The organism is Rhizobium sp. AN80A, from assembly GCF_030053015.1.
Taxonomy (GTDB): domain Bacteria; phylum Pseudomonadota; class Alphaproteobacteria; order Rhizobiales; family Rhizobiaceae; genus Rhizobium; species Rhizobium metallidurans.
This window is the reverse complement of the sequence record NZ_JASJPX010000001.1, coordinates 500,147-522,530: the sequence shown is the minus strand read 5'-3', so window position 1 is coordinate 522,530 and position 22,384 is coordinate 500,147. Positions and strand designations below refer to the sequence as shown.

Here is a 22,384-nt window from a genome sequence, read left to right as displayed (position 1 = left end):
CGATGGATCAGGGCAGGGACATCACCTTGCATCAGCGGATCGTGAACGACATCGAAGGCCGCATCGTCTCGGGCGAGTGGCCGCCGGGTCACCGCATTCCGTTCGAGCTGGAGCTCACCAAAGCCTATGACTGCTCGCGCATGACGGTGAACAAGGCGCTGACCCAGCTCGCCAAGGCCGGCCTGATCGAACGCCGCAAGAAATCCGGCAGCTTCGTCACCCAGCCGCAGGCGCAATCGGCCGTGCTGGAGATCCACGACATCGCCGCCGAGGTGAAATCGCTGAACCTTGCCTATTCGTTTTCGGTCGCCAGGCGCGCCAAGCGCAAGGCGGACGCCGACGATAACAGGCGCCTCGAATTGCAGCCGGGCTCCTCCGTCGTCGAGGTGGTCTGCATCCACCATGCCGGTGGACGTCCCTTCTGTCTCGAGGAGCGCCTGATCAGCCTCGCCACGGTGCCCGAGGCCGAGGATGCCGACTTCGCGAACCTGCCGCCCGGCGCCTGGCTGATCAACCAGATCCCATGGTCGAGCGCCGAACACCGCATCCACGCGGTTGCGGCGGGAGGCGAAGCGGCGACGTTGCTCGACATCGCGCGCAATACCGCCTGCCTCGTGGTCGAGCGCCGTACCTGGAGCAATGTCGGCCCGGTTACCCATGTGCGGTTTACCTATCCCGGCGACAAACATGCGCTGGTGGCGCGGTTTACGCCGGCGTCTTGAGGGGGATGGTTGACGGTGTGGAGTCGCCAACCCGGTTGTGGTGCCGCTTGGTATCCGGCTGGCCTGCCGGTCATTGATGTGAGCGCGTAGGGCAAAGACCCCTCCCAACCCTCCCCACAAGGGGGAGGGCTTAACTTGTGGCGATGTTGACGCCAAGACCGTGAGCGGGCCACGAGTCCTCTCCCCCACCTGTGGGGGGAGATGCCCGGCAGGGCAGAGGGGGGTGTTCCACGACGAGACCTCTCTATCATCGCACCACATCCCCACAGACACACCAAAACCCCACGCCGCCCGAAAGCCCGTGTCTCCACCATGCAATCTTCACTCGGACGGGGCGCTGGAAATCACCTCGATTGAGTAAGTAAAATATGGCGCTTTCCAGCGCCCCGTTCGGCGGTTTATGCCCGCGACTCCGATCTCTCTGCCTTCTCGCCCAACTTCGCCGGGGGAGACCATGTGTGCCTCACAGGCACGTCCGGGCTCAACTCGGCACCCTCTTGCAAGGGATACCGCCGTCACCGGAGGGAGATCATTTTCCGCGGACCCGGACCGTGAGGTTTTGCGTCTCACCCTCACGCTCCGCGCCGATCCCGCCTCGCCGGCACGCCTGCCGGGGTATCCGATGACGGGACGCCTTTATTGTAGGCCGAGGTCTTTCGAGCGGGGAAAATTGAAACAAGAAATTCGCGCAAACTATTGATTTGATGAAATCGCGTCGTCCTCAGACACAAGAAAGCCGCGCATCTTTCGACGCGCGGCTCCAACATCCTGGGGGCTGATAAGCTTAGAGCAGACCGGCGGCGGTCATCAGTTCGACGACCTTCTTGTTGTCGAGCTTGGAGGCTTCGACCTTCGGGGCCTGGAGATCGGCGATCGGAACCAGCTTGGCGTTGGAATCACCGGCAACCGAATACTCGAACGAGGTGCCGTTCTTCAGGATGTCCTGGCCAGCCTTGGAGGTGATCCACTTGAGGAACGCCTGGGCTTCCTTCGACTTCTTGCTGGACTTCAGCACACCACCGCCGGAGACGCTGACGAAGGCGCCCGGATCCTGGTTCTTGAAGTAGTACAGGGCGACGTTCTTGCTGTTCTCGGCGGTCTTGGCCTGATCGCCGAACCAGTAGTAGTGGTAGATGACAGCGCCTTCGACTTCGCCGGCATTGACGGCCTTCATGGCAACGCTGTTGCCCTTATAGGGCGTTGCGTTTTCCTTCATGGACTTCAGCCATGCCGCGGTCGCTTCCTCGCCCTTCAGCTGCAGCATCGCGCCGACGATCGCCTGGAAATCGGCGCCACCGGGAGATGCACCCCAACGACCCTTCCAGGCCGGATCGGCGAGATCGAGGATCGACTTCGGCAGCTTGTCTTCGGTGAGCTTGTTCTTGTCGTAGGCGAACACGGTCGAGCGCGCGCCGATGCCCGTCCAGGTGCCGTCGGCCGGGCGGAACTGTTCTGGAACCTGGGCCAGCGTTTCCTTGTCGACCTGTGCGAAGAGGCCGGCGGAGCCGACCAGTGCCATGGCCGGGGAATTTTCGGTCAGGAATACGTCGGCGGGCGATGCGTCGCCTTCCTGGATGATCTGGTTGGCGAGCTGCATGTCGCCGCCATTGCGGACGGTGACCTTGATGCCGGTATCCTTGGTGAAGGCTTCCGTCCACTCCTTGCCGAGGCCCTCGTGCTGGGCGTTGTACAGGACGATGCCTTCGGCATCCTGCGCGAACGCACCGTTTACGAAGGCTGTTGCGGCGAGAAGCGCGGCGGCGGAGGCCAGCTTCAGGCTGATGGATGTCTTCATGTCAAACTCCCGATTGGAGCGAAACCAAGCACGGATCGGCTCAGATTTTCGGTCGCTATGAATTGGTTAGCACTGCGTCTGAATTGTTCGGCCAGCCGTGCCGGCTAAAACTATTCCAACACACTCCACTTATCTTGAGCCGTTGGTCCTGACCATGGGGACTAAAGTCCCTATCGGCGGCCGTAGAGGACCGGGGCCGCTATGAATGAGCGTCGGATGCGCGAGAATTGACGAACCCGACCGGCAATATCTCACACGATCACAACCGTTCCGGCCGGAAAACCAAGGAGCATACGCATGAAGAAGATCGCTGTTCACACTTGCGTTGCCGTCGGATCGCTGCTTCTGGCGTTCGGTTCGGCCGGCGCCGGACCACTCTCCACCGACGCCGGCCTCACGGCGGCCAAGCCTCCGCTCGTCACGCTCGTACGCCAGGGCGCCGACGACCGCGTCAATCGCAAGCTCAAGCGCCACGGCCAGGGTCTCGACGACGGTCCCAACGACGTTCGCCACAGCTCGTCCTCGTCGTCATCCTCCTCTTCGCGCGGGCGCGGCTCGGATGATTCCGCAAGCCATCAGCGCAATGGCGGAGACGACCGCGGTGGCGACAATCGTGGCGGCCGTGGCGGCGGGGACGACAACGGCGGCGACAATCGTGGTGGCGCGGCGGCGGCGACGACAACGGCGGACGCCACTAACCGTCAGATCAGCCATGGCCCGGCCCGTTCGCGGACCGGGCCAACCCGTCAAGGAGATCGATCGTGAACAAGAAAATCGCCTGCGCCTTCATTCTCTGCACGATGTTCGCCGTTTCAGCGCCGGTCTCGGCATGGGCGGAGAAGGGAGGCGGCGATGGCGGCTCAAGCGGAAGCGGGAGCTCGGGCGGAAGCGGCTCGGGGTCCGGCTCAGGTTCGTCCGGTTCCGATCATTCCGGCTCCTCCGGCTCGGGTCATTCCGGCTCGTCCGGTTCTTCCGAAACGTCAGGTTCGGGCACGTCGGGTTCGGGGACGTCAGGATCATCCGGCTCGCGCTCGTCGGACGACAGTGGCGGCAGCCGGTCCGGTGGCGATCGGCATGGGCGCGGAGACGAGCGCACGGGTTCCATATCCCGGAGCGAAGATCGCGCCTTTGATGGCGGCTGGCGCGAGCGCATCCGGAACGGCCGTTATGAGCTGTTCGACCCGGAGGGGCGCCTCGTCATCCGGCGTGCCGCAAAGAGCAGCGATGTCGAGCGGTTTCGCTGACGCGACGCGAACGGGGTTCAGGGTCGCGACCGCGCGTCACGCAGGAAGATCGCGGCTTCGGTGCGGTTGCGCGCCTTCAGTTTCTGCAGGATGCGCGTCATGTTGTGCTTGATCGTCTTTTCCTGAAGGTTCAGCTGGCGGGCAACTTCCTTGTTGCTGTTGCCGTCGGCGACCAGACCGAGAATCTGTTCCTCGCGCGGCGTCAGCAAGGCCAGCGCGTCGTCGTGCGGATTGCGCGGGGCGGCGGGCTGTGGCAGGGCGGTCTCGCCCTTCATCTCCGTCAGGATGCGCGCGGCGAGGCTCGGCGACACATAGCTCTCGCCGGCCACCACATTGTGGATCGCCGATACCAGCGTCGAGGCGTTGACCCCCTTCAGGATATAACCCTTCGCCCCTTCCTTCAGCGCGTCGAAAAGATCGCTGTCTTCCTCCGAGGCGGTCAGCACGATCACCGTTGCGGCCGGGTCGGTCTCGACGATCGACCGCAACGCCTGATGCCCGCCGCCCGGCATGGAGAGGTCGAGGAGCAGCGCATCGGGCCGGTGCTCGTTGAACAGTGCAACCGCGTCGGCGGCGCTGGCGCCTTCGCCGACCACTTCGAAGCCCGGTTCGTCGGAAAGGCTGCGGGCCAGGCCGTTGCGGAAGATCGGGTGGTCGTCGACGATCGCGACCCTCAGCATATTCGACGTCATTCCGTTGGTCTCCTCGGCAATATCATCCTCAAGGCGGTTCCGGCGCTGGCATCCGACGTGATGTCGAGGCGACCGCCGAGCCCGGCCAAACGTTCCTCGATACCGGCAAGACCGAGCCCGTCCTCGTTGCCGGCCCGTACGAAACCGGTTCCGTTGTCCTCGACCGCGATCACGATCTGCTGGTCGTCTTGGGTCGCCGTCACCGAGATTCTCGATGCGCCGGCATGCCGGGTGGCGTTGCTCAGCGCTTCCTGGATGAAGCGGTAGATACAGATCTTCGCGGCCTGCGCGGTGACGTCGAGCGAGCCGACGTCCGATATGATCCTGCTGCGCGAATGTGTCTCGTGTGCCTGAATGGCGCGGCGAACGACGTCGTCGCCCGAAAGCCTCTCGAGTTCCGGCAGCGTCAGGCCGCGGCAGATGTTGCGGATTTCCTGGATGGCCTCGGTGATCGAGCTGCTGACCAGCGATTCGTCGTCGCCCTTCGCGGTTCCCTTCGCGATTGCTTCCAGCCTCAGCGCGGCAAAGCCGAGCAGCTGCGCGGGGCCGTCGTGCAGCTCGGCCGAGATGCGGCGCAGGTAGCGTTCGTTGAGCGTCGCCGTGCGCTGGTTCGCCTTGTCGGCGCGCTGGCGCAGAGTTCGGTTGAGGTCGAGCATCCGCGACAGCTCCAAAACCTGCGCATCGAGCGACCGGCGTTGGGCGTCGATCAGGTGGCTGCCCCTGGCAACGATGATGAAGAGCAGCGCGAGCATACCCGCGGTCACCGTGCCGACGACGAGCCAGCTTTGCAGCCTGGTGACCGCAAGTTCGGCGCGCAGGTCGCTGGCGACCTCGTAGAACTCCGCGACACCGATGATGTCGCCCGACCAGGGCTCGCGGATCGGGCTGTAGATTTCCAGAAGCGGCTGGTCGCTCTGCTGCTCCAGCTTGTTTTCCTCGCCCTCGAGATCGTCGAACTCGGCATGGACGGTGCCGGCGAGCGCCGTCGCAAGGCCCTCGGTCATCGAGAAATGCTTGCCGACGAGGCTGGATTCGCTGCTGAACAGCACGGTGGCGTCGGGACGCCAGATCTTGAACGAGTAGAGGCGGCCGCGCAGCACGCCCTGTTGCAGCGTTTCGGTCAACGCCCGCTTGGCGCCCTCGCCAAGCGACGTGCCCGAGGCGAGCTCCTGCGTGAGCGGCGCGATGATGCTGTCGACATAGAGCGCGGTGGCGCTGCCGGTGTTGCGCACCGTCGCACTTTCGATGCGGCTGGTCACCCACAATCCGATCAGCACCATGCCGAGTACGAGCACCAGCCCGCCCGCAATGCCGAACTGCCACGCCAGGCTTAGCCTTTGGCGCAGCATCCTGCGAGGTGGGGTGACCGAAACGACATTCATCGCGCTAGCATATCGATGTTTGCAGCCAAGAAGAAGAAGGACCAATGGCGGCCCCGCAGGGACGAAAGGCGACGCAGCGGGAGGCGTGCATTCGGAATTTCCATGGGCGGGATCGACGTCTTGAGAATTGGTTAATGTTCTGGCGGTAGGGTGACTAGAGTTAACGAAGCCTTACTCGGTAGAAGATGATTCGGCGCATTCTCATTGTTCTGATGATCATGTTGACGACGATCGGCAGTGCGCAGACATGCCTTCCGAGCGCTTCCTTCGCCGCGCCTGCTCAAACCGAGATCCTCATGGAGCCCGATGTCCTGTCCCACGCGGCCGACCGCGACATCGGACATGCGCATGACGGCGATCACTGGACCCGGCGGCAGCCGGGAGAGGCTTGGCCCAGCGCCTGGAAACTTGTCGACGTAAGCTATTATCCCGACCTGCCGATCTACCTCGAGGGCCGGATGCGCGCGCCCATCTATCGACCGCCAATCGCCGGCGGCCCGCTTTCTCATCCCGATCCACTAGCCAGAGCAGCCTGACGATCACCTGATGATATCAGGGCTGCTCGAGAGAGAGCCCAGATGTTTTCAGTAGCCGACGCACACAAGAGCCTGCCCGCCTCGCCGCGATATGCCCAGACGATGGGAGCGCGCTGACGATGAGCCTCGTATCGAAAATCGTTCTCGCGAAGCGCCGCGCCATCTCAATGTCTCGGCACTTCGGGTGAAGAACAGGAAAAAGGTCGATCTCTACAAGCAGGGCAAGACGCGCGTCGTGCTTGTGGCGGTAGGGCTTGTCATCGCCTTCGCGGCCAGCGCGGCGCGGCTCGTCGAATACGGGGTCCGCGATCCCGCGGCCGCATCCGACATTCTGCCTTCGGACAAGCTCATGGCGTCGCGGCCAGACATTCTCGATCGGAACGGACAGTTGCTCGCGACCGACATCCGGACGGTCTCGATGTTCGCCGAACCCAACAGGATCGTCGACGTGGACGACGCCGTGGAAAAACTCGCGACGATCTTCCCGGATATCGATCGCAAGGGGACCTATGCGAAGCTCTCGGTGAAATCGTCGAGATTCGCCTGGATCTGTCGCCAGATCACGCCTCGTCAGCAAAGCCAGATTCTCGAGCTCGGGATTCCGGGGGTCGGGTTCCGCCCCGAGAAGAAGCGTTTCTATCCGGGCGGCAATACGGCCGCGCACGTGCTCGGTTATGTCGATATCGACAATCGCGGCGTCGCGGGAATGGAGCGATACCTCGACGAGCAGGGGTTGCTCGACCTTCGCGCCGCCGGACTGACGAGCGACATGCCTCTGGAGCCGGTAACGCTGTCCATCGACCTGCGCGTCCAGAACATCGTGCGTGAGGTCGCCGCGGAGGCCTTGGTCAAGTACGAGGCGCAGGCGGCCGGAGCCGTCGTCCTCGACGTCGAAACCGGCGAGGTCCTGGCGATGGCATCGTTGCCCGACTTCGATCCCAACCAGCCGTCCCGCACGCTGCCCGACGGCAAGGTCGACAAGGAATACGAGAAGGGCTGGTTCAACCGCATCAGCAACGCGACATTCGAGATGGGCTCGACCTTCAAGAGTTTCACGCTCGCGATGGGCCTGGACGAAGGCAAGGTCACGCTGAACTCGGTTATCGACGCTTCCCGGCCAATCCGCATGGGCGGCTTCACCATCAAGGATTTCAAGGGCAAGAACCGCCCGCTGACCATCCCCGAGATCTTCCAGTATTCGTCCAATATCGGCACGGCGGGGGTCGCCGACCTGGTCGGCATCGAGCGGCACCAGGAGTTCCTGACCAGGCTGGGACTGCTCTCCAAGATGGAGACCGAGATGCCCGGCGTGGCGACGCCGACGCAGCCGAAGGTCTGGAAGAAGATCAACTCGGTCACGATCTCCTATGGCCACGGGGCCGCGACGACGCCGCTCCAGACAGCCGTTGCCGCCGCCTCCCTCATCAATGGCGGCAGGCTTGTCCCGCCGACATTTCTTCCGCGCAGCGCCGCGCAGGCAAACGATATCGCCAAGATCGTCATCCGCGAGAAGACGAGCGAGGACATGCGCTATCTCTATGCGTGGAACGGCATCAAGGGATCGGGCCGCAGCGCCCAGGTGGAAGGCTTCAACATCGGCGGCAAGACGGGAACGGCCGACAAGGTCATCAACGGCCGATATGCCACCGACCAGAACTTCAACGCGTTCGTCGCCGCATTCCCGATGGACCGGCCCAAATACATCGTGCTGACCATCATCGACGCGCCGCAAACCGGCGAGAATGGCGGTCGCACGGCGGCGTCTACCGCCGCACCGATGATCAAGTCCATCATCGGGCGTGCGGCACCGCTGTTGGGGGTCGCCCCGCGCTTCGGAGACCCGGGTGCGGAGTATCTGCTGGCGAATTACTGATCAGCGCGGGGGAAGGCCCGCGCCGAAGGCCAGGCGTCAGAGCTTGACGGCCTGGCCGGTGCGCACGCTTTCGTCGGCCGCGAGGCAGATCTTCAGCGATGTGACGGCGTCGTCCATATGGCGGGCGAGGTCGAGATCTTCCGTTATGGCGCGATAGACGAAATCCTGCTCGCGGTCGCACAGCATCTGGTGGTCGGGCTCGTCGTGCATGTCGAGCCAGTCGTCGGATCGGCTGAAGCCGCCCTTAGCATCGGTTCCCGCGTGGTGCACGCGAAGGCGCGACGTCTTGGTGTGGGCGTCGAGGCTGGCGGAACTCGCGCCTTCGTCCATGACGATCGAGACCGAGCCGTTGGGCGAGATCACGTCTTTGACGAAGAAGGCCGTTTCCGACATCATCGGACCCCAGCCCGCCTCGTACCAGCCGACGCTGCCATCCTCGAACAGCACCTGGAAGTGACCGTAATTGTACATGCCCTTGGGCAGGCCCTGCGCCAGCCCGACGCCCATGCCGCGCACCTCGACCGGCTTGGAATCGGTGATCTGGCACATGACGTCGACATAATGCACGCCGCAATCGACGATCGGCGAGGTCGTCTGCATGATGGAACGGTGAATGTCCCAGGCGGCTCCGCTCGATTGCTGATTGAGGTTCATGCGGAACACGTAGGGGCCGCCGAGGCTGCGCGATTCGGCGATCATGCGCATCCACGAGGGATGATGACGCAGGATGTAGCCGATGACGAGCTTGCGGCCATTGGCCTTGGCCGCCGCTACGACCCGCTCCGCATCCGCGACATTGGCCGCCAGCGGCTTTTCGACGAAAACGTGGGCGCCGCTTTCCATCGCCGCGACCGCCATGTCGGCATGGGTGTTCGTATGCGTGGCGACGGAGACGACATCGGGCGAGAATTCGGCGAGCGCTGCGGCATAGTCGTTACGCACCGGATAGCCGGAGAGCTCTGCCGGCAGCGTCGGGGTCGAGCGGTTGACGAGGCCGACGATCTCGAAGCCGGGATGCGCGTGGTACGCGAGCGCGTGGCTCTTGCCCATCTGGCCGAGCCCGACCACGAGGACCTTGAGTTCTGGATTTGTCATGAGATTCGCCTCGTTTATCAGGCCGCCGTCCGGCGCGCCCCGGCAATCGCGCGGGCGCCGATGCTGGCAAGGGCGACCGAGAACAGGGTGGGATTGGTCGCTGTTGCGGTCGGGATGACGCCGTTGCCGGCGACGTAGAGATTATCGAAGCCCCAGACCTTCGACGTCTTGTCGCAGACGCTGGTGCCATCGTCGGCCTCGCCCATGCGGATCGTGCCCTGGAAGTGGAGAGAAGAGCCCACCGGCTGCACGAAGGTGGCGAAGCCCGCTGCTGGCCGGCCGATGATGTTGGAAATCGCCAGCGCGTGGTCCTTGGCCTCTTCGAGGCGCGCCTTGTCGCCTTCCGACTGGCGCCACTTGATCGAGATGGCGGGCAGTCCGAGCCAGTCGGTGCGCGTATCGTCGAAGGTGACGCGGTTGTCGGGGCTGATGTCGGAAGAGACGAAGAAGCCCATGCCGATCGGCTGCCCGACGATGTCGCCCGAACGCGGCATGCTGTGCAGGCTGGCAGGCGCGATGGTCACCGAATAGGGGAAGTCCCTGGTGGCGGGAATCCAGCTCATCGCCTTCATCGGCACATCGGTATCCATCTCGGAGATCTGCGAGACGATGTAGTGATCGTTGAGGTTGCGGCCGAGGGCCTCGGGGCGGATGCCGGATGCGTGGAGAAGCTGTGGCGAATGGAGCGCATCACAGGCGACGACGACTGTGCCGGCGCTGACCACGAAGCTGTCGCCGGAGCCCGTGCTGGCGAGCTCGACGCCGGTGACGGTCCGGCCGTCGTGAATGACGCGGCGGCAGGCCGTCTCGGTCAGGATGGAAAAGCGCTCGGCCGGTTCATCGACGAGATCGCCGAGGACGACATCGGTTCCGTGATAATGCAGGCCGTCGGGGCCGGGCGTGGCCGCCAGCGGCATGGGCTGGACGAAGCGGTCGGGCGTTCGGCCTGCGTTGAAGACCGCGCCGAGACGTTCGCGAAGCGCAATGGCAGCGGGATCGCCGGCATTCGGGTCGGTGTTGGTGCCGAGAAGTTTGGCCGAGGTCGCCAACGCCGCCTGCATCTCAGGGGCGGAGATAAAGGGTACGAGTTCGATCTCCGAGGGCACCGGCGTGCCGGTCGACCACTTGGTGCCCATGCCGCCGACATTGGCGGCCGAGAATCCGGCGAACAGGTTTTCATCCTGGGGATCGCCGTCATTGGCGATGAACAGGCCCGAGCGGCGCAGCAGCGAGCCGTCGAAGCCACCGGCGCGGCGCGCCTCCCATTCCTCCTTGTTGATCGGCATGCGCGGGGTGCGGTCGCCGCCCTGGGCGAGAACCTCGAGCGCGCCGCGCTCGTCGAGATCGGCGACGTTGTCGAGATGTCCGCCTGTCTTGGGCAGGATCTGCGGCCCTGCCTCCACCATCAGAATGCGCGCCTCGGGCCACTCGTTGCGAATGACCCTGGCATAGGCGGATCCGGTCGGTCCGGTTCCCACGATGACGACGTCTGCGGACTTCATTCCCATTCCCCTGCATGCTCCATGCACTTCATCTCTTTGATAGCAAACAAGGATGTATCCGGGTGATTGTCAATCTCGATATTGACAGTCCCAACCGCGTTTCCGATGGTGGCGGCACTGATCGCGAGGAGTGCCCATGAAGTTCGGTTTGAGTTCCTACAGCTTCCGCCCGCTGATGTTGGACGGTTCGATGCGGATCGAAGATCTTTTCACCTGGATCAGGGACAATGGCGGCGAACATCTCGAATTGGCGTCGCTGTCGATCGCCCCGCCCGGCGAGGATTTGAACTACGAGCTGATCAAGGACGAGGACAGCGTCGAGCGCCTGCGCAAGGCGTCGAACGAAACCGGTATTCCGCTCTCCGGCATCTGCATCGGCGCCAACTTCATCGGAGACGACCGGCGGGCGCAGATCGACCGGGCGAAGCGCTACGTCGAGCTCTGCGACCGACTCGACGTTCGCTTCCTACGCCATGACGTCGTGCCGTGGTCGCTGCGGGCGACGAATGCGGCTGAGTTCGAAACGGCCTTCCCTGTCATCGTCGATGCATGCCGGGAGGTGGCGGACCATGCGGAGCGTCTCGGCGTGACCGCCAGCATCGAGGATCACGGTTTCTTCATGAACTCCAGCGAGCGCGTAAAGCGCCTGCTGCAGGCCGTCGACAGCCCGAACTTCAAGATGACACTCGACGTCGGCAATTTTCTCTGTGTCGACGAAAACCCGCTGACCGGCACGCGCGCATCGATCGCGCATGCGAGCTTCGTGCACATCAAGGATTTCTACGTGCGCGCCGAAAGCCCGGGACCGGGCTGGCTGGAGACGCTTAACGGGCAGTTCATCCGTGGTTCCGTCTTCGGCTTCGGCGACCTGCCGGTGAAGTCGCTTCTGAAGAGCGTCGTGGATTCCGGCTATGACGGCTTCGTATCGCTGGAATATGAAGGCAACGAACCGACCCTGTTCGGCTGCCAGACCGGCCTTGCCAACGCCCGCAGACTGTTCGCCGAACTCAGGGGCTGACATCGCGGGCGATGATCGACCCGCTCCTTGACGAGATGTGTAAAATGCGTATTTTACACATTTATAGGGAGATCCACGGTTATGGCTCAAGCTTTGAAAGTGTCTGCTACCGAGTTTGCTCGCAAATTCACGACCTTCAGGGAACGCGTGCAGTCGGAGGGCGTCATCGAGATCACCGCCCACGACCGCACCATCGGCGGCTTCCTGTCCGCCGCGGAACTCAGCCACTATCACGACATGATAAGGCGTGAGCGCGAGGTGATACGTGTCAGCGAAATGGACGACGAAACCATGGCGTTGATCATGAACTCTGAGTACGGCAAAGTTTCCGAGTGAGTTACCCGACGCCGGTTGCAGGCCTTGTCGTCCGGTACAATTACCTGTGGGATAAGGAAAGAAGCGAAGGTTTCGCTTTGGGCAGCAAGGATCGGCCTTGTGCCATTGTCGTGTACCACTCTCGGACCAACGATACGATTGTCGTCCCGATCACGCATTCACCACCCGAACTTGGCGAGGAGGACCTCTCGATCGAGGTTCCGGCAGAACTCCGTAGCCAACTCGGCCTGGATGACGACGCCAACTGGATTCGTGTGAGCGAGGTCAATCGGTTCGAGTGGCCCGGCATCCATCTCAGGGCGCTACCGTCCGATCCCAGCCGCTATCATTATGGAATGATCCCGCCTGAACTCTTCGAGCTGATCAAGGCCAAGCTTCATGAGACGATGAAGAGGGGACGGGTGGCTTTGGCCAAGCGCTAGCAAAATCAGGGCGGCTAGATCAACGTCGATATTCGGTCGACCCGTTCCTTGATCGCCGCCAGCCGGTGGCGGTCGCCGCCGGGAACCTCGACGGAAGCCCAGCCGGAATAGCCGACATCAGCGAGCGCGCGGTTGACCGCCGGCCAATCGCAGTCGCCATCGCCGATCTCGACCTCGAAGCCCTTCCAAGGACCCTCGGTGTTCATCTTGTCGAGGCTGTACTCCTTGACGTCGATCTTCAGGATGCGGTGGCCCAGCGCTTCGATCCAGTCGACGGGCCGTCCGTAGCGCAGGACATTGCCGACATCGAAATACCAGCCGACCTTCGGATGGTTACAGGCATCGACGAAACCGGCTGCCTCCAAGGGGCTCAGCAGGAAGTCGTTCCATACGTTTTCGAGCGCGATCGAGACACCCGTCTCTTCCGCGTGAGGGGTGATCTTGGCGATCTCCTCCAGCGCACGGGTATAGGCCGTCTTGTAGCTCGTCGGGCTGTTGCGCACGACGCCGGGAACCAAAAGCACCGTGTCGGCGCCGTAGAGTTTGGCATCATCAAGCGCCGTGATCATCGAGTCCACGCAGGCCTGGCGGACCGCCGGATCGCCGTCGGTGAGCGGGCTCTTCCAGTGCATCGCGTTGACGAGACCCGGAATGGCGACGCCGGTCCTGTCACGCGCATCCAGCACCTCTCTGGACGGCAGGTCATTGGGGGAATCGAGTTCCACCCCGTCGAAACCGAGATCCCGTACCAGCTGAAATTTTTCGAGGATGGACAGACTGCCCTCTTCGATCATCGACCATTTCAGGCTGATCTTAGCCAGAGGGCGGGAGGGCCGCGACGCGGCTGGGACAGATGCGGTGGCAGGATCGGTCATGCTCATTTCTCTGCTTAGAAAATGGATGCGTAGAGCGGACTATGTCATTGAAGTCGCGAGCTATCAATGCCTGTTGCCAGCCTGTCTGAACTTCGTCTGGACGGTGCATGTCCAGGCGCGGCGAAGGGCGAAATAAACATGGACATGTGCCCGTTTTGGCGGGTTTCATGGCTTGAGCCATGGCATTGGCTGGACTAGTCCAAGGCAAAAGCGATCAGACGCGGTGCCGGAGACCATGGACTTTAAAAGTAGCAGCCCCAAGCTGCAGGGTTACATATTCACGCTGGCCGCGGTTTTCATCTTCGCGGTCCAGGACAGCTTTTCGAAATACCTTGGCGAACGCTACTCGCCGATCCTGATCACGATGATCCGCTTCTGGGCGTTCGCGGCCTTCGTGATGCTGCTCGCAGTCCGCAAGCCCGGCGGGATACGCGGCGCCTTCGTGACCAAGCATCCGCTGATGCAGATGATGCGCGGTGTGCTGCTGGTGGCGGAGATCGCGCTCTTCGTTTATGGCCTGGCGCATACCGGGCTTGCGATCACCCAGGCGATCTTCCAGTCGACGCCGCTGATCGTGACCATCCTGTCGATCCCGTTTCTTGGAGAACATGTCGGCTGGCGGCGGTGGCTTGCCGTTGTCGCCGGGCTGTTCGGGGTTTTGCTGATCATCAATCCGACCGGTGGCGCGTTCAACCTCTATCTTCTCGTGCCGCTTGCCTGCGCGACCATGTTCGCGCTCTACAGCGTGGCGACAAGGGCGGTAAGCGGCAACGATTCGACCTTCACCAGTCTGGCCTATACCGCCGTCGGCGGCGCCGCCGCGATATCGCTGCTTGGCCCGTTCTACTGGACGCCGATCGCCATTTCGGACTGGCCGATGGTCGCGGCGCTTTGCGTCTGCGGCACGGTCAGCCACTATTGCCTGATCCGCGCCTATGATTCACTGCAGGCTTCCGAGGTACAGCCGCTCGCCTATCTGCAGCTCGTGGTGGGAGCGGTGATCGCGGTGATGTTCTTTGGCGAGACGCTGAGCTGGAACATGCTGGTGGGTTCGGCGATCGTCGTCGGCGCCGGCCTGTTCACCATGTGGCGGGAGCATCGCGCGCAGTCCAAGAACAACCCGGCGTCCGGTTCCGGTATCGCCGAACGCCCCTAGAGCCTTTCCTGCTTAGATTGAAGCATTCTGCCGGAGCAGGTTTTCGTCAGGGCAAAGGCGGTTGGCGAAGGGCATACCCCAGGTACGTCCGAGCCGATCGCCTTTGCCCTGGCGGAAAGATGCCCGGCCCCTCCGGGGTTGGCTGAAACGGGCCGGCTGATCGTCCGGCCGGCTTGGCCGTATGCTTTGGCTACGACGCGCGCCGGCCGGGCGACCATCCGACTCCGTTTGAGCCAACAGAATGCTTCAATCTAAGCAGGAAAGGCTCTAGGCTGTGGTGACAAATTAACGATCCGGGATTCCATTCGAGTCGCAAATCAGATTCAAGGCTGACTTTTGGAGGTCGGCGATGGATGGTGAGGTTCTTCGAGATGACCAGTGGGAGCGGCTGAAGCCGTTTGTGCCCGGTGGTCGTAAAGGCAGGCGCGGTCCTCGCAGTGATGGGCGCCGGTTCTTCGACGCGATACTGTGGCTTGCCCGGTCCGGAGCGCGCTGGCGTGATCTGCCGGAAGACCGTTTCGGCCCCTATCAGACGGTCAAACGGCGCTATTACCGTTGGATCGAGCAGGGCATATTCGACCGGATTTTCGAAGCAGTTTCTGTCGATCCGGACATGGAGTGGTTGTCCATCGACGCCACGGTTATCCGGGCGCAGGCCCAAGCCGCCGGCGGGCGGCGAAAAAGGGGGAGCGCAAGCCCAGGCTCTCGGCCGCTCCCGAGGTGGATTTGGCAGCAAAATCCATGCGGTAGTCGATGCACTGGGATTGCCGGTTCGCTTTCAACTCGGCCCTGGTCAACAAAACGACATGGCACCGGCTTGCGACCTTATCCGCGCTCTGCCAGCCAAACAGGTGCTCGCGGATCGCGCCTATGATGCCGACAACTTGCATGACATCATTCTTGATCAAGGCGGCGAGCCAGTCATTCCGCCACGCCGACATCGCAAGCACCAACATGCCTATGATCGCCTTGCCTACAAGCAGCGATGGGGCATTGAGAGCTTCTTCGCCAAGCTCAAACAATGGCGGCGTATCGCAACGCGCTACGACAAGCTCGCCGACAACTTCCTCGGCTTCATAAAGCTCGCAAGCATCATGCTATGGATCAAATAGTTAATTTGTCACCACAGCCTAGCTAAAACGCGGCGTAGCTGCGCCAGAGCACGTAGAGGCTGACGGCGAAGATGACGCCGCGGAAAATCGTCGCCAGCGTGTTGCGCCGGTCGGCGAGCCGCGTTGCGGCGATCGTTCCGACGATGCCGCCGCCGATGCCTCCCGCGATGAAATAGCCCGCCGTCAGCCAGTCGACCAGGCCCGACGTCGCATAGTTGGCCGCGGTGGTCAGGCCGAAGGTGCCGACGGCCATCAGCGAGGTGCCGACGGCGTTGATGAGGGGCATCCCGGTGGCCAGCAGCAGCGCCGGCACGATCAGAAAGCCACCGCCGATGCCGAAGAAGCCGGAAAACAGGCCCGTCAGCAAGGCGATCGCGGTCGTCTTGCCGTGCGTCGCCATGGTCAGCGACCGGGCCGTGACGTCGGAAGCGGTGCTGGTCTTGCGCATGGCGAAGCTGACGAACATCATCAGCAGGCCGAACATGAAGAGCAGCCTCTGGCCGTCGACGAGCTTGCCGAGGCTCGATCCCAGATAGGCGCCAAGCGCGCCGGCGACCGCGAAGATCAGCGCGCAGCGCCACCAGACGTGGCCCTTGGCCGCGTGTCCCGCGAGATTGAGGTAGGCATTGGCGGAGACCGCGAGCGCGCCGGTTCCGATCGCCGTGTGCGGGTCGCGCATGCCGACCGCGTACATCAGGAGTGGCGTCGCGAGGATCGATCCGCCGCCACCGATCAGGCCCAGCGTGCATCCGACCAGCGAGCCGGAGCCGAGCGCGAAAAGGACATTCTGGAGCGATCCATCCACGGCGTCACCTTCCCCAGACCGATCCGGGCAGGGCGTCGAGCGGGATCTTCAGGTAGCGCCGGCCATCGGCCTCGGGCTCCGGCAAGGCGCCGCCGCGGATATTGACCTGCAGCGCATGCAGGATGAGCTTCGGCATCGGCAGGGTCCTGTCGCGGGCCTCCCTGATTTCGATGAAATCGGCGCGGGAGCGACCGGCGACATGCGGGTTCTTCCGCTTCTGCTCGGCGACCGAGCTTTCCCAGAGAGCCTCGCGTCCACCGGGCATGTAGTCATGGCCGGTGAAGAGCCGGGTCTGGTCGGGGAGACTGAGAATCCGCTCGATCGATGTCCAGAGGCTGTTGGCACTGCCGCCGGGGAAATCCGCCCGCGCCGAACCGCTGTCGGGCATGAAGAGCGTGTCGTGGATGAAGGCCGCGTCGCCGACGATATAGCTGATCGATGCCAGCGTGTGGCCGGGCGAGTGCATCACACGGGCTTCGAGATCGCCGATCTTGAACGTGTCGCCATCCGAAAACAGCCGGTCCCATTGCGATCCGTCGCAGGCGAGGTCGGGCCAGTTGTAGATCTGTTTCCAGATCCGCTGGACCTGCACGATATGTTCGCCGATCGCCGTCGGCGCGCCGGTGCGGGCCTTGAGGTAGGAGGCGGCCGAGAAATGGTCGGCATGCGGATGCGTGTCGAGGATCCATTCGAGCGTCAGATCATGGCGCGCGACATGATCGAGCAGGCGATCTGCATTCGTCGTCGCCGTCGAACCCGACTTTTCGTCGAAATCGAGCACGGGGTCGATGATGGCGCATCTGCGGGTCTTCGGGCAGGAAACCACATACTGGATGCTGCCGGTGCGCGCGTCATGGAGGCCCTTGACCTCAGGCCGCATGGGCTTTGCCTTCCGAAGCCGCCATGCGCGGGAAGAAGATCGCCCGGCCCGGATCGAAGTCGTAATCCGCCTCGAACGCGGTCGCGTCGGCGGCGATCTGCGCGACGCAATCGAGAATGAACCGGACCTTGTCGTCATCAAGCAGGACGCTGAAATTCAGTCTCACGAAACCGGGCTTCATGATCTCGTCGCCGGACAGGATGGCCTGCCGGATCGCCTCGGACTGCTGTTCGTCGATCGACAGCAGACGGTGGACATAAGGCCCGGCGCAGGCGCAACCGCCGCGCGCCTGGATGCCGAAGCGGTCGCTCAGCATCCGGGTAATCAGCTGCTGGTGGACATAGCCGCCCTTGCCGTTCTTCACGCGGAACGAGAAGATCGGCAGCCGGTCCGGGCCGGGCAGGCCGAGGATTTCCAGCCGCTCGTGATCTTGCCAGGCGTTGAAGGCCCGCTCGGCGAGCGCATGATTGCGCTTGGCCATCGCCTGCGCGCCGATCGCGTCCTTGACGATGAAGGCAAGCGCCGCCCTGATGTCGCCGACGACATTCGGCGTGCCGGCTTCTTCGCGGGCTTCGAGGCTGTCGCTGTAGTCATGCGTCTTGGGCGACACGAACTTCACCGTGCCGCCGCCCGGCCAGGATGGCTTGGTCGCCGAGACCGCGTCGCGCCGCACGATCAGGATGCCGGATGCGCCGGGGCCGCCGATGAACTTGTGCGGCGAAACGACGATGGCGTCGATCTCAGCGTCGTGCGCCGGCGACATGGCGATCGGCACATAGGGGCCGGCGCCGGCGTAGTCCCAGATCATCCTGGCGCCGGCGGCCTTGACGATCCGGGTGATCGCCGCGACGTCGGTGGTGATGCCGGTGATGTTGGAGGCGGCGGAGAGCGTGCAGATCGTCAGATCGGCCTCGCCGGCGCGCAGCGCGGCTTGAAGAATGGCGATATCTGGGCCGCCGGACGCCTGCTCGGCGATCTCGACGATCTCGGCGCCGCTTTCGCGCCAGGGCAGGATATTGGAGTGATGCTCGTAGGGGCCGATAACGACGCGAACGCGCTTGCCGGCGGCGATTGCTTCGGTCACGCCAAACAGCGAGACCAGCCTGTTGATGCCCGATGTCGCGCCGGAGCCGGTAAAGATGACCGCATGGTCGCCGCTCGCGCCGCAGAGCGCGCCGATCAGTCCGCGCGCTTCCCGGCGCATGCGCGTCATGAAGCCTCCGCAATAGGAGGCCTCCGTGTGGCTGTTGGCGTAATAGGGGAGAACCTCCTCGAGCACGAAACGTTCGACCTGGTGCAGGGCCCGGCCCGACGCGACATAGTCGGCGTAGACGAGGCTCTTTTCACCATAGGGACCGGAAATCTTCGCGCTTGCGCCGACCAGCCCATCGCGAAGAGCGGCGATGACGTCGGCGGTTCCGAGATTGTCGCGGAACGTCGACAATACTGTCGCTTTATGCGCTGGGGCGAGGCGAGGGGTTTCCACGGTCGTTCTCCTTGCTGGTGATGACCTGGATTGTAATCTGGATCGGGCCGAGCAAACTCACCTGATTTTAGGCGAAATCGGCCGAAGTCGGATCATGTGATCGAATATCGCGGATTGTGCGATGACTTTGATATGGTGCGACAGGGGGAGCGCGATTTGATCGCGCGAAAACGGCGGGCGAGTCACGACGATAGATTGCCAGCGATGTGGCAAATCGCAGTGCTGACGATAAGCCGCACGCCAGCGGTGACGCCTTGAACATGGCAAGGCGCCCCCCTGACGGATTTGAGTGTTTGGCCTGGACTAGCCTTCGTAGTGTCCGGATGCGGCGTCCTTGGCGGACTTCACGACGACGGCAAAATCCACGTCCTTGGTGATCGAGGTGCCGGTCTTCCTGAGATCGGCGACCTCCTTGAGCTTGCTGCCTGCTGGTGGATCGAGCGGGATCACGGTTCCCGCGTCGAGATCGGCAACCCAAAGACCGTCTTCGCCGGTGATGCTGATGACAACGACTGCGCTCATGTTCTCTTCCCTCTAAGATGAACGGTTAAAAGCCTGCCTTCTTGAGGCCCTCGCGATAGAGGTCCTTATGCCATTGCTCCTTGCTGGGGACTGCCGCCAGCCAGGTATCGACGTCGAAGTTCGGGTTTGCCTCGCGCACGCGGCGCACGAGGATGCGCGCCTTGTCGGCGTGCCCCATCATTGCCCAGCTGGCGGCCGCGAGGCGATCCGCTAGGCTGGGGTCCGTCATCTGGCCGATATAATCGATCGATGACGCGAATTCGCCGAGCGCGTAATTGGCGCCGGCGGCCGTCCAGAGATACATGTCGGGTGTCAGCGGGTTGAGCTCGATCGCCCGCTCGATCTTCTGCAATGCCATGCCGGGGCGTGAGCAATGCACCAGCGTGTCGGCATGATCGGCGATGACGTCGGCGTAATGCGGCGCCAGCGCTTCCGCCACTTCCATCGCCTCGGCGCTCTCGTCGAAATCGCCCTGCAGCAGCTTGGCGACCCCGAATTCGCGGTAACCGTCGGCGAAGTCCGAACGCTTTTCGATCGCCTGTCTGGAGAGGTTTTCCGCCTGCTTCAAGAGCTCGATATCGCCGCGCGCGGTCAAGAGCCACTCCTTGGAATAGGTGCGTCCCATGGCGCTCAGGGCCGGCGCGAAATCGGGGCTGGCGCTAAGTGCCGCCTTCATCTCCTTGCGCGCGCGCCGGAGGTTGGGCAGCGTCATCCTGGCCATGTCGCGCTTGCCCGCGAGGTAGCGGTGATAGGCCACCGGATTGAGCTCGATATCGGCGCGCTGCTCCTCGTGGCGGGCGATCTCTCTCGAGACGGACAGGGCGATCTGCCGAGAGATCGCGCGCTTGTCGCGCAGCAGATCGAGGCGGCGCAGGCCGAAGCGTTCGGCCCAGAGAACCTGGGCGTCATCGACGAAGATCAGCTGGGCGAACAGCGACACGTCGTCGCCGCTGCCGCTGATGCGCGTCTCCAGTACATAATTGACGGCCTGACGCTCGAAGAAGGCGGCCTGCGTTTCCACGTTGTGACCGACCTGAACCCGCGGAGTAGGGGGCGATCACCCGCAGGCTGTTGAAGGCACAGAAGCCGATGGTGATGTCCTCGATCAGCGACGAGGCGATGAGGCCCGCATCCGGGCTGGCCGACTGGTTGCTCGGCGGCAGCAACACGAGACGCGGGATCGCATGGGCGATGCTGCTGGTCTCGACCGGCAGGCCGGCGCCCGCGCCATTGCGGGAGGGCGCTCTTGCTTGCGCCGGAAGCTTGGCGTCGCCGCTGCTCTTTGCGGCCGACGAGACCTTGACGCCGCGCTCGATCGAGCCACGTCGCTTGGCGAAATAATTCTGAAGAGATTCAACATCTTGCTCGGCATTGAAGATCTTCAGCAATAACTGCAGCGTCTCCGGGTCCTGCGGCTCCGAGCGGAAGAGGATGACCGCCGCCTTGCGCAGCACTTCCGCGTCGTCGCGCGTCCGTGCATCGCCATGCGCCTCTCGTAGCGTCCGTTCGAGAAGCTCGACATGTCGATTTCCCTCGTCGACGACCCAGCTCTTGAACTCCCGGCTCTGGCACTTGACCGGGCCGAGGAACGGCTGATCCAGCAGCTTGACCAGCCGCCGCAGCCGCGCGAAGGCCGTGCCGGCTGCCCTGTCTTCTCTAACGAGTTGGATGTCCGACGTCAGCTGCGCGCGATCGATCGCGATGGTGCTGCCCTCGAAGGATATGAAGCTGGAGCCGAGATCGCTCTGATAGGCTTTCAGCCGGGACAGCAGCTTTCGCAAGGTGGTATCGGAAGCGCCGTTATCCGTTTCGCCCCAAAGGAAGCGGGCGATCGTGGTGCGGTATGCCGCCCCGTCGTCAAGGGTCAGCAGGTAGGCGAGCAGCAGCAAACCCTTCTCGGGCAAGGCGATGACGCCGCCATCCTTGCCGGCCAACCGCAGCTTTCCAAAGGTCTCTAGAACGAACGTCATTTCACCCCTGATCAGCCCGGTTTTGCTGGGCGCCGGCTCGTCCCGGCAGGCACTTTGTCACGATGCGCGCCGACATTCAACAGCTGCATTCGCACTTGCGAGACGCAAAGGTTGTATTATCCTCGCGGCTGTATGAGCGCGTTCGCACTTGTCACAACGCCCGCGTTTGCGCGCTAATGCGGGAGACAACGTATGGTCTTTCGAAAACACGAAAAGCAGCGGGATCAGGATGCGGGTGATTTTTGCAGGGCCGACGCTTTTCGGTGCTGACGTGCGGCCCGGCACGGATTACGAGCTGCGTCCGCCCGCGAGGCAGGGCGATGTGCACAGGGCCATCATGCAAGGCGCCAATGTGATCGGGCTGATCGACGGGATCTACGAACATGTGCCTGCCATATGGCACAAGGAGATCCTCTTCGGCTTGTCGCATGGCGTGCACATCTTTGGCGCGGCCAGCATGGGCGCCTTGCGGGCGGCGGAGTGCGCGGCGTTCGGCATGGTCGGGATCGGCGAGATCTATGAAGCCTATGCCTCCGGCGCCCTCGAGGACGATCTCGGATGTCGCGCAGGCGCACGCGCCGGCCGAGATGGGCTTTCGTCCGCTAAGCGAGCCGCTCGTCAATGTCCGCGCGACGCTGGCTCTCTGCCTGGATCGTTCGCTGATCACCAGCCAGGAGCATGATCTGTTGCAGGCGACGGCGCGCGACATGTTCTTCAAGAAGCGTACCTACCGGTCTCTCGTCCGAACGGCGCTTGGCGAGAGCCTGCGCGCGGAGGCGGTCCTGGCGCAGCTACGAGAACACGCCGTCAACGCCAAGCTGCGCGATGCCGAGCGGTTGATCGCGGCGGTCGAACGGACGCCGGACAGCCGGTTCGCGCCGGCATTCGACTGGACGTTCCAGGCGACCGATTTCTGGAATGCGGAGTTTCCCGGCAGCGGCTGAGCAAGGCGGCTCCTGCC

21 protein-coding genes and 3 pseudogenes are annotated in these 22,384 nt (G+C 63.3%); 12 read left to right on the top strand and 12 right to left on the bottom strand.

The window, feature by feature from the left end; genetic code table 11:
* The first annotated feature begins 2 nt into the window (after window positions 1–2).
* The gene (gene hutC / locus P3R82_RS02470) at window positions 3–722 is read left to right on the top strand and encodes a histidine utilization repressor (protein ID WP_283192867.1); all 720 of its coding nucleotides are present in this window, start codon (window positions 3–5) and stop codon (window positions 720–722) included.
* Between the two features lie 784 nt (window positions 723–1,506).
* Here hutC and P3R82_RS02465 read toward each other — a convergent pair.
* Window positions 1,507–2,517 (bottom strand): iron ABC transporter substrate-binding protein, encoded by a 1,011-nt coding sequence (locus tag P3R82_RS02465; RefSeq protein WP_283192866.1) that lies wholly within the window; start codon window positions 2,515–2,517, stop codon window positions 1,507–1,509.
* 297 nt (window positions 2,518–2,814) lie between these two features.
* Between P3R82_RS02465 and P3R82_RS02460 the strand changes: the two genes are divergently transcribed.
* Both P3R82_RS02460 and P3R82_RS02455 read left to right on the top strand, forming a co-directional pair.
* A complete protein-coding gene (locus tag P3R82_RS02460; RefSeq protein WP_283192865.1) occupies window positions 2,815–3,282 on the top strand; it encodes a hypothetical protein in 468 nt (155 codons plus the stop codon).
* Window positions 3,279–3,761 (top strand): hypothetical protein, encoded by a 483-nt coding sequence (locus P3R82_RS02455; protein WP_283192864.1) that lies wholly within the window; start codon window positions 3,279–3,281, stop codon window positions 3,759–3,761. The genes P3R82_RS02460 and P3R82_RS02455 overlap by 4 nt, the downstream gene beginning before the upstream one ends.
* Window positions 3,762–3,778: 17 nt before the next feature.
* Here P3R82_RS02455 and P3R82_RS02450 read toward each other — a convergent pair whose 3' ends face one another.
* Window positions 3,779–4,453: a response regulator transcription factor gene (locus P3R82_RS02450; protein WP_283192863.1), complete on the bottom strand. Its 675-nt coding sequence runs from the start codon at window positions 4,451–4,453 to the stop codon at window positions 3,779–3,781.
* Complete coding sequence (locus tag P3R82_RS02445) at window positions 4,450–5,835, bottom strand: sensor histidine kinase (protein WP_283192862.1); 1,386 nt, start codon at window positions 5,833–5,835, stop codon at window positions 4,450–4,452. Before P3R82_RS02445 ends, P3R82_RS02450 begins: the two co-directional genes overlap by 4 nt.
* A 185-nt stretch (window positions 5,836–6,020) precedes the next feature.
* On the opposite strand from P3R82_RS02445, the gene P3R82_RS02440 reads away from it, so the two are divergent.
* Complete coding sequence (locus tag P3R82_RS02440; protein WP_283192861.1) at window positions 6,021–6,371, top strand: hypothetical protein; 351 nt, start codon at window positions 6,021–6,023, stop codon at window positions 6,369–6,371.
* A 235-nt stretch (window positions 6,372–6,606) separates the two neighbouring features.
* Window positions 6,607–8,244 carry a penicillin-binding protein 2 gene (locus tag P3R82_RS02435; protein ID WP_283193491.1) on the top strand — a complete coding sequence of 546 codons (1,638 nt, stop codon included), beginning with the start codon at window positions 6,607–6,609 and terminating at the stop codon, window positions 8,242–8,244.
* A 36-nt stretch (window positions 8,245–8,280) separates the two neighbouring features.
* On the opposite strand, the gene P3R82_RS02430 is transcribed toward P3R82_RS02435, so the two are convergent.
* Window positions 8,281–9,339, bottom strand: coding sequence for a Gfo/Idh/MocA family oxidoreductase (locus tag P3R82_RS02430; protein ID WP_283192860.1), 1,059 nt, complete (start codon window positions 9,337–9,339; stop codon window positions 8,281–8,283).
* Window positions 9,340–9,356: 17 nt separating this feature from the next.
* Window positions 9,357–10,841 carry a GMC oxidoreductase gene (locus P3R82_RS02425; protein WP_283192859.1) on the bottom strand — a complete coding sequence of 495 codons (1,485 nt, stop codon included), beginning with the start codon at window positions 10,839–10,841 and terminating at the stop codon, window positions 9,357–9,359.
* Between the two features lie 136 nt (window positions 10,842–10,977).
* Between P3R82_RS02425 and P3R82_RS02420 the strand changes: the two genes are divergently transcribed.
* The 3 genes from P3R82_RS02420 (at window position 10,978) to P3R82_RS02410 (ending at window position 12,617) form a co-directional block, all read left to right on the top strand.
* On the top strand, window positions 10,978–11,859 hold the full coding sequence (locus P3R82_RS02420) for a sugar phosphate isomerase/epimerase family protein (RefSeq protein WP_283192858.1): 882 nt from the start codon (window positions 10,978–10,980) through the stop codon (window positions 11,857–11,859).
* A gap of 81 nt (window positions 11,860–11,940) precedes the next feature.
* Window positions 11,941–12,195, top strand: a complete 255-nt coding sequence (locus P3R82_RS02415; protein WP_283192857.1) for a hypothetical protein — start codon at window positions 11,941–11,943, stop codon at window positions 12,193–12,195.
* Window positions 12,192–12,617: a hypothetical protein gene (locus P3R82_RS02410; protein ID WP_283192856.1), complete on the top strand. Its 426-nt coding sequence runs from the start codon at window positions 12,192–12,194 to the stop codon at window positions 12,615–12,617. The genes P3R82_RS02415 and P3R82_RS02410 overlap by 4 nt, the downstream gene beginning before the upstream one ends.
* Window positions 12,618–12,631: 14 nt before the next feature.
* On the opposite strand, the gene P3R82_RS02405 is transcribed toward P3R82_RS02410, so the two are convergent.
* Window positions 12,632–13,492: a sugar phosphate isomerase/epimerase family protein gene (locus tag P3R82_RS02405; RefSeq protein WP_283192855.1), complete on the bottom strand. Its 861-nt coding sequence runs from the start codon at window positions 13,490–13,492 to the stop codon at window positions 12,632–12,634.
* 235 nt (window positions 13,493–13,727) lie between these two features.
* Here P3R82_RS02405 and P3R82_RS02400 point away from each other — a divergent pair, with 235 nt between their 5' ends.
* Window positions 13,728–14,648: a DMT family transporter gene (locus P3R82_RS02400; RefSeq protein ID WP_283192854.1), complete on the top strand. Its 921-nt coding sequence runs from the start codon at window positions 13,728–13,730 to the stop codon at window positions 14,646–14,648.
* 12 nt (window positions 14,649–14,660) lie between these two features.
* On the opposite strand, the pseudogene P3R82_RS30200 reads toward P3R82_RS02400, so the two are convergent.
* Window positions 14,661–14,866, bottom strand: a pseudogene (locus P3R82_RS30200) (hypothetical protein).
* A gap of 131 nt (window positions 14,867–14,997) precedes the next feature.
* Here P3R82_RS30200 and P3R82_RS02395 point away from each other — a divergent pair.
* Window positions 14,998–15,760, top strand: a protein-coding gene (locus tag P3R82_RS02395; RefSeq protein WP_283192853.1) for an IS5 family transposase whose coding sequence is annotated in 2 segments (ribosomal slippage) — window positions 14,998–15,329 and window positions 15,328–15,760 — 765 coding nt in all. Because the reading frame shifts where the segments join, the coding sequence is not laid out codon by codon here.
* A 22-nt stretch (window positions 15,761–15,782) separates the two neighbouring features.
* On the opposite strand, the gene P3R82_RS02390 is transcribed toward P3R82_RS02395, so the two are convergent.
* The 5 genes and pseudogenes from P3R82_RS02390 to P3R82_RS02370 all read right to left on the bottom strand — a co-directional run bounded on the left by P3R82_RS02390 (window position 15,783) and on the right by P3R82_RS02370 (window position 21,423).
* A complete protein-coding gene (locus P3R82_RS02390) occupies window positions 15,783–16,565 on the bottom strand; it encodes a sulfite exporter TauE/SafE family protein (RefSeq protein ID WP_283192852.1) in 783 nt (260 codons plus the stop codon).
* Between the two features lie 4 nt (window positions 16,566–16,569).
* A complete protein-coding gene (locus P3R82_RS02385; RefSeq protein WP_283192851.1) occupies window positions 16,570–17,445 on the bottom strand; it encodes an MBL fold metallo-hydrolase in 876 nt (291 codons plus the stop codon).
* Window positions 17,435–18,889 (bottom strand): aminotransferase class V-fold PLP-dependent enzyme, encoded by a 1,455-nt coding sequence (locus P3R82_RS02380; protein ID WP_283193490.1) that lies wholly within the window; start codon window positions 18,887–18,889, stop codon window positions 17,435–17,437. Before P3R82_RS02380 ends, P3R82_RS02385 begins: the two co-directional genes overlap by 11 nt.
* A gap of 345 nt (window positions 18,890–19,234) precedes the next feature.
* On the bottom strand, window positions 19,235–19,453 hold the full coding sequence (locus tag P3R82_RS02375) for a hypothetical protein (protein ID WP_183900855.1): 219 nt from the start codon (window positions 19,451–19,453) through the stop codon (window positions 19,235–19,237).
* Between the two features lie 25 nt (window positions 19,454–19,478).
* Window positions 19,479–21,423 (bottom strand): annotated as a pseudogene (locus P3R82_RS02370) (hypothetical protein).
* 229 nt (window positions 21,424–21,652) lie between these two features.
* Here P3R82_RS02370 and P3R82_RS30195 point away from each other — a divergent pair.
* Both P3R82_RS30195 and P3R82_RS02360 read left to right on the top strand, forming a co-directional pair.
* Window positions 21,653–21,916: pseudogene (locus P3R82_RS30195) on the top strand (TfuA-like protein); the annotation flags it as partial.
* Window positions 21,917–21,941: 25 nt separating this feature from the next.
* Window positions 21,942–22,367 (top strand): TfuA-like protein, encoded by a 426-nt coding sequence (locus P3R82_RS02360; protein WP_283192850.1) that lies wholly within the window; start codon window positions 21,942–21,944, stop codon window positions 22,365–22,367.
* Window positions 22,368–22,384 lie beyond the last annotated feature (17 nt).